General features: G+C 40.7%; 13 protein-coding genes. 5 read left to right on the forward strand and 8 right to left on the reverse strand.

The window, feature by feature from the left end; all coding sequences use genetic code 11:
- Nucleotides 1-18 precede the first annotated feature (18 nt).
- From AAC388_RS17090 to glnK, 5 genes are all read right to left on the reverse strand, one after another.
- A complete protein-coding gene (locus tag AAC388_RS17090; protein WP_002121221.1) occupies nt 19-1,311 on the reverse strand; it encodes a DNA adenine methylase in 1,293 nt (430 codons plus the stop codon).
- Nucleotides 1,308-2,393, reverse strand: a complete 1,086-nt coding sequence (gene ribD, locus AAC388_RS17095) for a bifunctional diaminohydroxyphosphoribosylaminopyrimidine deaminase/5-amino-6-(5-phosphoribosylamino)uracil reductase RibD (RefSeq protein ID WP_342370969.1) — start codon at nt 2,391-2,393, stop codon at nt 1,308-1,310. The genes AAC388_RS17090 and ribD overlap by 4 nt, the downstream gene beginning before the upstream one ends.
- A gap of 15 nt (nt 2,394-2,408) precedes the next feature.
- The gene (gene nrdR, locus AAC388_RS17100; protein WP_000543541.1) at nt 2,409-2,867 is read right to left on the reverse strand and encodes a transcriptional regulator NrdR; all 459 of its coding nucleotides are present in this window, start codon (nt 2,865-2,867) and stop codon (nt 2,409-2,411) included.
- A gap of 123 nt (nt 2,868-2,990) precedes the next feature.
- A complete protein-coding gene (locus AAC388_RS17105) occupies nt 2,991-4,385 on the reverse strand; it encodes an ammonium transporter (protein WP_032063101.1) in 1,395 nt (464 codons plus the stop codon).
- 57 nt (nt 4,386-4,442) lie between these two features.
- Nucleotides 4,443-4,781, reverse strand: coding sequence for a P-II family nitrogen regulator (gene glnK, locus AAC388_RS17110; RefSeq protein ID WP_000780326.1), 339 nt, complete (start codon nt 4,779-4,781; stop codon nt 4,443-4,445).
- Nucleotides 4,782-5,059: 278 nt separating this feature from the next.
- On the opposite strand from glnK, the gene AAC388_RS17115 reads away from it, so the two are divergent.
- The 3 genes from AAC388_RS17115 to AAC388_RS17125 all read left to right on the forward strand — a co-directional run bounded on the left by AAC388_RS17115 (nt 5,060) and on the right by AAC388_RS17125 (nt 7,489).
- Entirely contained in the window at nt 5,060-5,287 is a 228-nt protein-coding gene (locus AAC388_RS17115) for an accessory factor UbiK family protein (RefSeq protein WP_002121136.1), read from the forward strand.
- 65 nt (nt 5,288-5,352) lie between these two features.
- Nucleotides 5,353-6,840: a YifB family Mg chelatase-like AAA ATPase gene (locus tag AAC388_RS17120; protein ID WP_069030899.1), complete on the forward strand. Its 1,488-nt coding sequence runs from the start codon at nt 5,353-5,355 to the stop codon at nt 6,838-6,840.
- Nucleotides 6,841-6,943: 103 nt separating this feature from the next.
- A complete protein-coding gene (locus tag AAC388_RS17125; protein WP_141316626.1) occupies nt 6,944-7,489 on the forward strand; it encodes an NADPH-dependent FMN reductase in 546 nt (181 codons plus the stop codon).
- Between the two features lie 24 nt (nt 7,490-7,513).
- Here the strand turns inward: AAC388_RS17125 and AAC388_RS17130 are convergent, their stop codons facing one another.
- Nucleotides 7,514-8,947 carry a PLP-dependent aminotransferase family protein gene (locus tag AAC388_RS17130; protein ID WP_342370970.1) on the reverse strand — a complete coding sequence of 478 codons (1,434 nt, stop codon included), beginning with the start codon at nt 8,945-8,947 and terminating at the stop codon, nt 7,514-7,516.
- 111 nt (nt 8,948-9,058) lie between these two features.
- Here AAC388_RS17130 and AAC388_RS17135 point away from each other — a divergent pair, with 111 nt between their 5' ends.
- Together AAC388_RS17135 and AAC388_RS17140 are read left to right on the forward strand one after the other, a co-directional pair.
- Complete coding sequence (locus AAC388_RS17135; protein ID WP_342370971.1) at nt 9,059-9,835, forward strand: aldolase; 777 nt, start codon at nt 9,059-9,061, stop codon at nt 9,833-9,835.
- A gap of 15 nt (nt 9,836-9,850) precedes the next feature.
- Entirely contained in the window at nt 9,851-10,729 is an 879-nt protein-coding gene (locus AAC388_RS17140) for a dihydrodipicolinate synthase family protein (RefSeq protein ID WP_342370972.1), read from the forward strand.
- A gap of 41 nt (nt 10,730-10,770) precedes the next feature.
- On the opposite strand, the gene AAC388_RS17145 is transcribed toward AAC388_RS17140, so the two are convergent.
- Both AAC388_RS17145 and AAC388_RS17150 read right to left on the reverse strand, forming a co-directional pair.
- Nucleotides 10,771-11,583 (reverse strand): TorF family putative porin, encoded by an 813-nt coding sequence (locus tag AAC388_RS17145; protein WP_017385855.1) that lies wholly within the window; start codon nt 11,581-11,583, stop codon nt 10,771-10,773.
- Nucleotides 11,584-11,621: 38 nt separating this feature from the next.
- A complete protein-coding gene (locus AAC388_RS17150; RefSeq protein ID WP_238517351.1) occupies nt 11,622-11,810 on the reverse strand; it encodes a hypothetical protein in 189 nt (62 codons plus the stop codon).
- Nucleotides 11,811-12,177: the final 367 nt, after the last annotated feature.

Here is a 12,177-nt window from a genome sequence, read left to right on the forward strand (position 1 = left end):
CTGCTTAAATTGCAGCGCTTACCAAAGTGCGAGCTGTGTACTATTGCCTGAGGTATCTACACCACCTAGCTCGGCGAAGTGGTAAAGCTGGCCTAATAACTGACGTAATGGTGGTCCTGACTTAGCATGAGTATCAGTAATCACAATAAACTCAAGCACGCGTGCACGTTCAGACTGTCGTTGTTTACTCACTCGATAACGCGGAACATCTTGTGTTAACAAGGTCACTTTGCCTCGTTCCAGATTGGCCATAAGTAAATCTTTCGGCTCGATATTACCATCAGTTGAATAGCTGGTCAGAATATAGCGTGCATTGATCGTTGAAAGTAATTTCTCATACGCATCTTTTGCATGTTTAGAAGAGTTATATGGACTTGGGCGTTCTTTACGCCATGCTCTATCAATACCACTCTTATAACCTTTGGTATCCGGTGAAGGTAAATCCACCTGATCCCATAAAGTTAATGCATTTAAAACGTGGTAATTACTACTATATGCGTGCTGGTTATATGGTGGATCGAGATAGGCAACATCAACCTCAAAACCACTCATTTGATTTGCTAGATGTTGTGAATCTACACACCACATTTCAGCAGCCGGACGTTTGCGATCACCAATCTCACAAAAACGGCTCGGTGTTAACCAAAGTAATGACTCAATTCGTTCTAGCGCAGTTTGAGTACGTCCGCCCCACCCTTGGTGAAAGCTTTTAAATACGCCACTCGTGTTACTGACAAAACTAGCTGAATAGAGCAATGGCGCAAGTAAAGCACTCATCTCTACATCATTAATTGCACCTTGTGCCTGCCATGTTGCAATCTGCTGACGAATTGCATCGATACGCATACCGTTACGACGTTTAAAGAATAAACGGTCACGAGTTGGATCGTATACATCATCGTTACGTGGGCAAAGGTTATGCGTTACCCAACCTTTAACTTCAGGTAAGCGATTTAAATAATCGATTGCCTTTTGATAGCCCCCCAGTTCTTTAAAAGCAGGTGCATCTACACAGGCTAAAATCGCATGATTTAAAGCATGACTATAAGGTTCCCAGTCATTCGCAATCACACGGTAACCATTTTGACGTGCTAAACGAGATACAACGCCACTGCCGGCAAAGAAATCGGCAAAAATCGGTGGATTCTTTTTCTTGCTATTCAGTGTCCCTGTAATTTCAAGGGCTTCTAAAATTAGATGGAGCAATCGGCGCTTATTACCCAAGTACGGCACAAGCTGATGGAAAAGATATTCGTCTGTCGTACGGGCTGCATGACGACGTTTGTGATAAACCGAAGGCTCTGAATTCATACTTTCTCTTGCGTAGGGATTAACCTTAAGCGTATATCTTGATCAATTTGTGTCACATCAAGAAGTGTAAAACGAAGTTGCTCTGCCATATATTCAAACTCTGCATTGAACATGGCCCTTGCACTTTTCCCCAATAAGGTCGGGGCAATATAGCTGATTAATTCATCCACCAAACCTTCTTGCAAAAAGGCAGTAGACAATGTTGCGCCAGCTTCAACCAACACATCATAAATTTGATGTTGCTTAGATAGGGTCTGTAACAGCATTTTTAAAGGCTTAATTTCTAATTGTATCACGCCTAAATCAGCAAGTTCTCGACGATACGGCCCCATCACCATCACAGTTTCAGGATTCGCTAAGATCTTAGCGTTAAGTGGCAAACGTCCTTGGCGGTCTAAAACAACCCGTTTTGGCTGAGCAATCATCTCGATATCAAAATTATTGAGTGAACGCACATTAAGCTGACAATCATCTGCAATCACAGTTTCAATACCTGTAATCACTGCTCCAGAAATGGCACGCCAATGTTGTACATCTTGGCGCGCAGCCGAACCGGTAATCCACTTCGACTCACCTGATGCCATTGCAGTACGCCCATCTAAACTTGAGGCTACCTTTAAACGTACATAAGGCATGCCTGTAGACATTGTCTTTAAAAAACCTTGATTAAGTTTTGATGCTAAATCTTCGCAAATGCCAACTTCTACTTCAATTCCGGCATTTTCTAAAATCTGAACACCCTTACCCGCAACCAATGGATTTGGATCAGGACAAGCAACCACTACTTTTTTAACTTGAGCTTTCACCAATGCTTCGGCACAAGGAGGGGTTCTGCCATAATGCGCACATGGTTCAAGCGTGACATAAGCCGTTGCACCTTGTGCATGTTCACCCGCTTCGCGTAAGGCAAAAACCTCTGCGTGTGGCTGACCCGCTTTAGGATGAAAACCTTGGCCAATTAACTGATCATCTTTGACAATCACACAACCAACATTTGGATTAGGCTTGGTCGAATATAGTCCTCGTTTGGCAAGTTCAATGGCTTGCTGCATCCAATACTGATCTTGTTTCAACTCAGACATAAAAATCTCAAATGATTAGTGTTCACGTTGCTGCATTTGCTCTATTTGACGGCGAAACGCTTCAACATCCTGAAAATCTTGATAGACAGAAGCAAATCGGACGTAAGCAACATGGTCAAGGGCAAATAAAGATTGCATGACGATTTCGCCAATTGTTCTAGATTTCACATCACGCTCACCTAAACGGCGAATCTGCAACTGAATATCACTTAAAACTGTTTCGATCTGCTCTTGTGTGACCGGACGTTTTTGCAAAGCATGCATTAACGAACGGCGTAATTTGGCCTCATCGAAAGGTTCATTTTTTCCATTCGATTTGATCACACGGGGCATTACCACTTCATAGCTTTCAAAAGTGGTAAAACGTTCACCGCAACTTACACACTCACGACGTCGACGAATCTGACAGCCTTCGGCGGCTAAACGTGAATCGATGACTTTACTATCTGCGGCGTTGCAAAATGGACAATGCATAGCGGATTTATAGGGTCGATTACTTTGACCTAGTGTAGCAAAATTTCTACACTTACAGAACCAGCATTCTATAAGACAAAAAAACAGTCCGAAGACTGTTTTTTGATTGGAATATATTACGAATTATTCGATACGTTCGCCATGTTGGCTTAAATCCAGCCCCATACGTTCATCATCAGCATTAACACGAATACCAATCACAAGATCAATCACTTTAAGAATAATGAAAGTCGCGATACCACTGTAAACCATGGTTGCCAATACGCCTTCAACTTGTACCCATAATTGGCCAGCGAATGTTGGAGCTAATGCAACGTTCGCTGCTTTAATAATTTCGTCACTGTAGAATACGCCAGTTAAAATCGCACCGACAATACCGCCTACCGCATGCAAACCAAACGCATCCAAAGCATCATCGGCTTTAAGTAAGCGTTTAAGTGCTGTAATACCCCAGAAGCACACTACGCCACCAATAAGGCCCATCACTAAAGCACCGCCTACCCCAACAAAACCTGCTGCTGGTGTAATCACAACTAAGCCAGCTACCGCACCAGAAGCACCGCCTAATACAGATGCTTTACCACGGATCATACGTTCAACAACTAACCAAGAGAATGCAGCAGCGGCAGCGGCAACTTGAGTCACTAAAATTGCCATACTTGCACGAGCACCAGCGCCTAGAGCACTACCACCGTTAAAGCCGAACCAACCCACCCAAAGTAAGCTTGCGCCCACTACAGTTAAAGTCAGGTTATGCGGAGCCATAGATTCGCGGCCAAGGCCAATACGTTTTCCAAGCATGTAAGCAGCAACTAGACCTGCAACACCTGAGTTGATATGTACAACTGTACCACCAGCAAAATCTAATGCGCCTGCTTTAAATAACCAGCCATCTGCAGCCCATACCCAGTGGGTAATTGGTGCGTAAACAACGAGCACCCAAACTGCAATAAACACCATGAAAGCTGAATATTTCATACGGTCTGCAATAGAACCGCTAAGGATCGCCACTGTAATAATGGCAAAAGTCATTTGGAAAATAACAAAGAGACTTTCAGGAATTGTCCCACTTAATGCATCAAACGCTACCCCGTTTAGCATTGCTTTAGACAAATCACCAAAAAATGCACCTGTGCCAGAGAACGCGATTGAGTAACCAGCAATCACCCACAGCAAACTTACCAAGATTGCAGCTGAAAGGCTGAACATCATCGTACTGAGTACATTTTTTTTACGTACCATACCGCCGTAGAATAATGCCAACCCCGGAATGGTCATTAATAGAACCAATGCGGTTGAAACTAAAATCCAAGAGGTATCACCCGTATCAAGCGTAGGTGTCGGTGCTGGAGCTGCTGGAGTTTCAGCAACTGGTGCTTCTGCAGTAGTTGCAGTAGCTGGAGATGTTGATGCAGCCGCAACTTCCGATGTTGGCGTTGTTACAGCTTCTTCTGCCCAAACGGCAGTACCACCCAAAAGAGCGCCTGATAGACTGAGCGCCATAAGCATTTTTTTCATTCGTGTCCCCCAACCTCATTTGCGAGTTATTTTCTACTCAGCAAGCTTTGTGCCAATTTAGACAGCATCCGGTCCAGTTTCACCCGTACGAATACGGATTACTTGTTCCAGGTTAGTCACAAAAATCTTACCATCGCCGATTTTTCCAGTGCTTGCTACACGTGTAATTGATTCAATTACTGCGTCGACCATTTCATCACTAATCGCAATCTCGATTTTTACTTTAGGTAAGAAATCAACCACATACTCCGCGCCACGGTAGAGTTCAGTATGCCCTTTTTGACGACCAAAACCTTTAACTTCAGTTACGGTAATCCCTTGTACACCAATGTCAGAGAGTGCTTCACGCACGTCATCCAATTTAAACGGTTTTACAATTGCAGTTACAAGCTTCATGTTTGTTTCCTTCGGCTTCTTTTCACCAGTAAGGTTTTATGTTCAATTTTCATGCCAATATTTCAAAGGTTGAGGGAAATGAATCTTTTGCATGAACTTTCTTTATAACCTATTTAGTGAGCAAGATGTAGATGAGCTATCAAAAATAAAATGAATTTTCAGTAGTGTTATATGCTGATTTAATGATCTATTTGCACTAAAAAAATTGAAACCTATATCCAGCGCTTAAGCAGTGTTAAACTGTAAAGCATAAGGTAATACAACACTTTGGATATTTCATGCTAGAAACTTTGCTACAGGCCATTCTGGAACAAATTGATGAGCCTAAAAAAGATTTGGAAAAAAATTTACGTGCATTATTAAATGAAGCGGTCGAAAAGTTGGATCTTGTTTCCAAACAAGAGATCGACCGTCAAAAGACTGCACTTCAATCAGCCAATCAACGTTTAGAAGAGCTACAAAAACAAGTAAGTTTGTTAGAAGAAACTTTAAAGAATAAAAAATAAGCACCAACGTAGCGCATTTATACTTTACAACGATTAAAAATGAAGCACCATAATGGAACAATAAGATGTCTTTTTCTAAAATTTATACACGGGGACTTTTAGGTTTACATGCACCTCTGATTGAAGTTGAGGTACATGTGAGTCAAGGCTTACCTTCTCTTACTATTGTCGGCCTAGCAGAGGCGGCGGTAAGAGAAAGTAAAGACCGCGTTCGCTCAGCCATTATTAATAGTGGATTTCAATTTCCAACAAAACGGCTGACCATTAATCTTGCACCAGCAGATTTGCCCAAAGATGGATCACGTCTAGATTTACCTATTGCTATAGGTATTTTAATTGCATCTGGCCAGCTCCCAGAAAACTGTGCCGAAGATTTTGAATTAATTGGTGAATTAGCTTTAGATGGCCATGTAAGGCCAGTGTCAGGCACTTTAACTTTGGCAATGGCGTGTCAACAGGCCAAGCATAAAATGCTTTTACCTCTCGATAACAGTCAGGATATTAGCCATTTACCGAATCTTAAATGTTATCCAGTGAGCCATTTAAAAGAAGTTTGTGATCATTTCTTGGGCATAAAATCACTATCTTCGATTGAACCTGCAACGACCTCAAACCAAATGCCTTATAAATTTGATCTGGCAGATGTAAAAGGTCAGCTACGTCCACGTCGCGCACTAGAAATTGCCGCCGCAGGCGGGCACTCGCTGCTCTTTAAAGGACCACCAGGTACAGGTAAGACTTTACTCGCTTCACGTCTTCCTTCAATTTTGCCACCGCTTTCTAATCAGGAAACGCTTGAAGTCGCGAGTATTTATTCTATTTCAAATACACCGCATACCTTTGGTCAGCGTCCATTTCGCGCGCCCCACCATACAGCATCAGCGATTGCACTAGTTGGGGGCGGTTCACATCCTAAACCGGGTGAAATTACCTTATCTCATTTAGGGGTTTTGTTTTTAGATGAACTCCCCGAGTTTGACAGAAAAGTTCTAGAGGTCTTACGTCAGCCGCTTGAGTCAAAAGAAATCATTATTTCACGTGCAGCTCGGCAAATTACTTATCCTGCAAACTTTCAACTCATTGCAGCAATGAACCCTTGTCCATGTGGTTATGCGTTTAATCAAGACAGCCGTTGCCAATGTTCGCCAGAGAGTATCAAGCGCTATCAAAACCGTATATCGGGACCATTACTTGACCGTATCGATTTACATATTGATGTACCGCCTTTAAAAGCTCAAGAACTGCAAGATCCAACGCCTGCTGAAGACTCTACGGCTGTAAGACAGCGTGTGATTTATGCTTATAAACAACAAATGCAAAGACAAGATTGTTTAAATCAAGCACTTTCACCGAAACAACTTGAGCAATATGCTGTACTTGATAGTACTTCTCAACGAATGATTGAAATGGCTCAACAACGTTTGAATCTGTCGGCTCGTGCTTATCATCGTGTTTTACGGGTTGCTCGTACCATTGCCGATTTGGCGCAAAGTGAGATGATCCAAAGTCCTCATCTTACAGAAGCGCTCTCTTATCGAGGCAATCATTCTTAAAATAAAAACAGCGGATTATGAGTCCGCTTTTTTAATATTTATAGAAGTTATTAATAAGAGAATTTATTACTCCCTATGTATTAATAGAAGTAAAGAGGATGCTATGAAAATTTTGGCTATCTCAGGTAGTGCAAGAAAAGAATCTACAAATACTGCTCTATTAAGAGCAATGAAGGATATAGCACCGTCCGACATTGAATTGACAGTTTTTGATCATATTAATAATCTGCCTGTCTTTTCTCCAGATAATGAAGGAGAAAAAACGCCTACTGTAGTGGAAGATTTCATCAAATCTGTTTCTGATGCAGATGGCATTATCATCTCAAGTCCAGAATATATCCGTTGTATTCCAGGTGGTCTCAAGAATGCAATTGATTGGATGGTTTCCCGTACCGAAATTATAGATATACCTATTGTCCTGGTTCATGCATCTAGCCGCGGCGACGACATGCTAGTTTCTTTAAGAAGAGTATTGTCGACTGTTAGTAGCAATTTCTTTGAAGATTTATTTTTAAGGATTTCTCTCATCGGCAAATCTCCTGAAAAAATTAGCGAGATGCTACAAACCGAAAAATATAAGTCACAAATTACCCCCTTTCTGCTTAAATTTGTCTCAGAGATTCAAAAATGTAGAAATGAATTAGAGTGAACTTTCTTAAAATAAAACAGCGGATTATGAGTTCACTGTTCTTTTATTAGGAATCTCATTTAGCTTCTCGATTAAAGCAGTGATTTCCTTCTCTGATAAAGCAGCAAAGCCAAAACGAACACAATGGTTAGAAGGCTCCCCCTGTTTAAACTTATGCTCTGTATCAATGTTAAGTTCTTTTAATTTTATAAGCTGATCTTGAGTAAATGGTTTCTGGAATTTCACCCACAAAGCCATTCCACCTGCGGGTGGCTGTATCTGAACACTCTCTGCAAAAATTCGATTGAACTCAACTAAGGCATGGTCACGGCGTAGTTGATATATTTTTTTCATTTTACGGATATGCCGCTTGATTTCCCCTCGCTGCATTAAATCTGCTAAAGCAAGTTCCGTAATGTTATTGCCTTGCCGATCAATCAATAAAATATCTTCAGTAATGGATTGAATGATTGTTGGGGACGCTACCATATATCCCAATCGGACACCGGGTGCAAAGACCTTTGATAATGAACCCACATGAATGACTAACTCAGAATGAGGCAAACTTGCTAAGGGTGGCATAGGCCGGCTGTCATAATGGAATTCGTGGTCATAATCATCTTCAATAATATAAAAGCCCCATTTTTTTGAAAGCTCTAAGAGTTGAAGACGGCGAGACATGGTCATGGTGACAGTTGTAGGATATTGATGATGCGGAGTTGTATAAATGGCGGCTACAGAATGCTCTTGTAAAATCCGTTCTAAATCTTCAATGACAATACCTTGTTCATCTAATTTAACAGAAACCACTTGAAAGCCATTTGACTGAAATGCTTTAAAAGCAGATGGATAATACAATTCCTCAATAACGATAACGCCCTGCCGATTAGGTAATGCTCGAGAGGCAAGAAAAATTCCCATCTGGCTACCACGTACAATACAAATCTCATCTTCGGCAACATTCATAAAACGTTCCATCGATAGCATTTGTTGTAAAGCCTGTCTTAGCTCAACCATCCCTCGTGGGTCACCATATCCCATGTACTGGTTTTGCGTAATTTTAATCAGTGCATGCCGGTATGCCCGCGAAAATAGTTCGTAGGGAATAAGCCTCGGATCTGGCACACCATCGTTATGTGGGCGTTGAATCACTTCTTGAGTGATTGGTTTATCAATAACTGTTCGCTCAGATACTGGCTCTATTTGAAGCTGTTTTTCCGGCAAAACATCCGCCACAAATGTACCTTTTCGGGGACGGGTCACAAGCCATCCTTGTGCCTCTAACTCTTCATATACTGCTTGTACAGTTTTTCGATTAATTCCTAGTTCTTTTGACAAGCTACGAGACCCCGGCAGCATCGTCCCCTGCACTAAACGGCCACATAAAATTTCCTGACTAATCAAGTTAGTCAGTTTTAGAAAAACCGTTTTTTCTTCTCTTTCATCGATACGAAAATTTACTTGCCAAGGTCTTAGCATATTCGCCCCATCTGGACCATACAACTTATAAAAACTGGATGTATTGATTCATCCAGATATTTTCTATTCTGCCTTCACCTACTTAATTTGGTCAACTGGACTGGAGAAGAGATGAAGACTGCTGCTGTAAACAAACAAGACCTGATGCAACACGCACAGCAAGACATGCAAAAGTGGATTAGCGACTCAGATTTAACTGATCGTCAAAAGCTTGCACTCACTTGTCGTATTTTATTTGACCATGGCCATGATGCTGGTTTAGCAGGCCAAATTACCTGCCGTAGTGAAAATAAAGAATCCTTTATTACCCAACGTTTCGGTTTAGGTTTTGATGAAATTACTGCCTCAAATTTACTTGAGGTGAATCAAGATTTAGAACCCATCAATCAAGAAGGAATGGCAAACCCAGCCAATCGTTTTCACACATGGATTTATAGAGAACACCCAGAGGTGAATTGCATTATCCATACGCATCCGACTCATGTAGCGGCTCTATCGATGCTACAGGTTCCACTTATGGTTTCCCAAATGGACGTTTGCGCACTTTACGAAGACTGCTCATTTGTAGGTCATTGGCCAGGTGTCCCTGTAGGTAATGAAGAAGGTATTTTGATTTCTTCTGCGCTTGGTAAAAACCGTGCTGTTTTGTTGTCTCATCATGGCCAACTGGTTACAGGAAAAACCATTGAAGAAGCCTGCAACTTGGCTCTTTTAATTGAACGAGCAGCTCAACTGCAACTGCTAGCCATGTCTGCCGGACAAATCCAGCCCATCCCCCATGCTTTAGCAAAAGAAGCTCATGACTGGGTTTCTACCGATAAACGCAACAAAGTGAACTTTGCCTACTACGCACGTAAAGCTTTGAAAAAACATTCTGACTGTATTTAAAAAGAGATTTCCACCATGAAAATAAACGGCATTATTGGCTACCCTGTTACCCCATTTTCTGATGACAACACCATTAATCTTCCTGTTTTAAAACAGATGCTGGATTTGCTTATTGAAAACGGTTGCGACGCGATTGCGCCTTTAGGCAGTACAGGCGAAAGCGCTTATCTTGAATGGGATGAATGGTGCTTAGTCGCAAAAACTTCAATTGAAAGTATTAATAAACGCATGCCTGTCATTATTGGAATTTCAGAACTCACGACTGATCAAGCCATTAAAAAAGCCCAAATCGCGCAAAGCTACGGTGCAGATGCACTCATGGTGATTCCTATATCTTATTGGAAGCTAACAGACCAAGAGATTTTTGAATATTATCACGCAATTGCCCAAGAGACCACACTACCAATTATGATTTATAACAACCCTGCGACTAGCGGTGTTGATATGTCTCCAGAATTAATCGTGCATATGTTTAATAGCATTGCAAATATTACGATGGTGAAAGAAAGTAGCGGTGATATTCAGCGCATGCATAAGATTTATGAGCTATCAAAAGGAGAACTCCCATTTTATAACGGTTGTAACCCTCTAGCTTTAGAAGCTTTATGTGCTGGAGCAAGCGGCTGGTGTACAGCAGCACCAAACCTATTAGGTCAACGACCTCAACAGCTTATTGAACATGTAAAAAATGGTGAGTTAGAACAAGCCCAAAATTCATTTTATCAGCAACTTCCTTTACTACGCTTTATTGTAAATGGTGGTTTACCTAAAACAATTAAAGCTGGTTTACAACTAAAAGGTGTCTCTGCGGGTTTACCACGCAAGCCATTATCTAAAGCTACGGATATTGAGCTTAACCAGTTAAAACAGCTACTTTCTGAAATAGAAAATTAATAAAAAAGCGGGTTACTCACCCGCTTTTTTAAAACTCAAACTTAGAATGTTTTAGTTAAACTAAACACCAAGCCCGTGTCATAAGGTTTCTTACCAGCATCAGTCATACCAGAAGTACTAATGTCTGTACCAACAACATCTAGCTCAGCAACAATACCTAAAATGTTATAGTTTACGCCGACTTTATAATCGATATAGCTATCGTCTTCACCTGGTCCACCTGCAACTACAAGTAAAGAGTCTTTGTTTTTAAGCTTGTTATAACCAACTGAAGCAAGTCCAGTAAATCCTGTGTCTGCAATTGGTGCTGAATAACCGACGTTGAAATACCAGAACTCATCAGAGTGGCCCCAGTAATCATCTGAATAGCTTACGCCCACACTAAGTGCATCACCTTTAAACAAAGAGTCTGCAAACGTTAATTTTCCGTAAAATTCGGTGAAGTCGAAGCCAGTATCACCATTGTATGGGTTAGTAAATTTTGAGTCAGAACCAATGTATCCATAATGAATTACACCCACATCATAAGTTGGTGCAAGCGTATCAGACAATTTTAATGTATTTGTATAACCTAAAGAGATATCGGTTTCAGTTGAAACGCCAGGTGTATTAAAGTCTACGCTTGACCCCCAAAGCGCAACATAAGCACCTGACTTATGAGAAAAAGTGAATCCACCTTGAATAGCTGGGTTATTTGACGATTGGGTAACACCACGGAAACGGTAGTCTGTGGTCGCTGCCACACTACCTGTTGCCGTGATTCCATAAAAAGATGGAGCATCTTCAGCCATAGCCATAGTTGACCCTGCTGCAAAGATACCAAGAGTTACTGCCTTAAGTGCAAATTTCATCATTTTGATCTCCCCCACAATGAACGCACGATTTATAGGAATTAAACAAATTGTGTTACTTGAGCTTTAGCAATTGCTGTGCCAAGTACGAATTTGCTCTCAGTGCTCTTCATTAATTTTGAGATCAAACTCACTTTATTATAAAATTTCTGGGTAATTTTTATAAAAATATATCCATAAAAAACATAGCGATAAAATAAAATTCTTATACAAGAAAAAATACTAAACATACGAAAACCCCTTATCGGAAATTAATGAGCGAGGCGTGAAGTATTCATTTGTTGCACATAAATTTTCTATTTAATCTTAGAGGCGAGATATAAAAAGTATGTAAATTTCTAGAGGACAATGCTTGTAATGATCTGTGATTGCGCATTTCTACTCATTAGATTTGTTTATTTATTACTTGTTTAAAGTAGATGTACTATTTTGGGTCTTTTTTAAGCAATAATATGGATAAAAAGAGTAATGCACAAAATATAAGCAATGTATTGCACTAAATTTGATCAACCTAAACATATTTTGTTGACCGCCTATAGTGATCTATTTTTGTACATTCCATTTTTAAAATAACGTTATATAGTAACAATTTAAAGG

The sequence above is a fragment of the Acinetobacter sp. D009 genome (genome assembly GCF_038562025.1).
Lineage (GTDB): Bacteria > Pseudomonadota > Gammaproteobacteria > Pseudomonadales > Moraxellaceae > Acinetobacter > Acinetobacter pittii.

What these genes read in the sequence shown, in the direction of transcription:
- AAC388_RS17090 (WP_002121221.1), bottom strand. Translation starts at nt 1,311, where the DNA reads ATGAATTCAGAGCCTTCGGTTTATCACAAACGTCGTCATGCAGCCCGT.
- ribD (WP_342370969.1), bottom strand. Translation starts at nt 2,393, where the DNA reads ATGTCTGAGTTGAAACAAGATCAGTATTGGATGCAGCAAGCCATTGAA.
- nrdR (WP_000543541.1), bottom strand. Translation starts at nt 2,867, where the DNA reads ATGCATTGTCCATTTTGCAACGCCGCAGATAGTAAAGTCATCGATTCA.
- AAC388_RS17105 (WP_032063101.1), bottom strand. Translation starts at nt 4,385, where the DNA reads ATGAAAAAAATGCTTATGGCGCTCAGTCTATCAGGCGCTCTTTTGGGT.
- glnK (WP_000780326.1), bottom strand. Translation starts at nt 4,781, where the DNA reads ATGAAGCTTGTAACTGCAATTGTAAAACCGTTTAAATTGGATGACGTG.
- AAC388_RS17115 (WP_002121136.1), top strand. Translation starts at nt 5,060, where the DNA reads ATGCTAGAAACTTTGCTACAGGCCATTCTGGAACAAATTGATGAGCCT.
- AAC388_RS17120 (WP_069030899.1), top strand. Translation starts at nt 5,353, where the DNA reads ATGTCTTTTTCTAAAATTTATACACGGGGACTTTTAGGTTTACATGCA.
- AAC388_RS17125 (WP_141316626.1), top strand. Translation starts at nt 6,944, where the DNA reads ATGAAAATTTTGGCTATCTCAGGTAGTGCAAGAAAAGAATCTACAAAT.
- AAC388_RS17130 (WP_342370970.1), bottom strand. Translation starts at nt 8,947, where the DNA reads ATGCTAAGACCTTGGCAAGTAAATTTTCGTATCGATGAAAGAGAAGAA.
- AAC388_RS17135 (WP_342370971.1), top strand. Translation starts at nt 9,059, where the DNA reads ATGAAGACTGCTGCTGTAAACAAACAAGACCTGATGCAACACGCACAG.
- AAC388_RS17140 (WP_342370972.1), top strand. Translation starts at nt 9,851, where the DNA reads ATGAAAATAAACGGCATTATTGGCTACCCTGTTACCCCATTTTCTGAT.
- AAC388_RS17145 (WP_017385855.1), bottom strand. Translation starts at nt 11,583, where the DNA reads ATGATGAAATTTGCACTTAAGGCAGTAACTCTTGGTATCTTTGCAGCA.
- AAC388_RS17150 (WP_238517351.1), bottom strand. Translation starts at nt 11,810, where the DNA reads ATGTTTAGTATTTTTTCTTGTATAAGAATTTTATTTTATCGCTATGTT.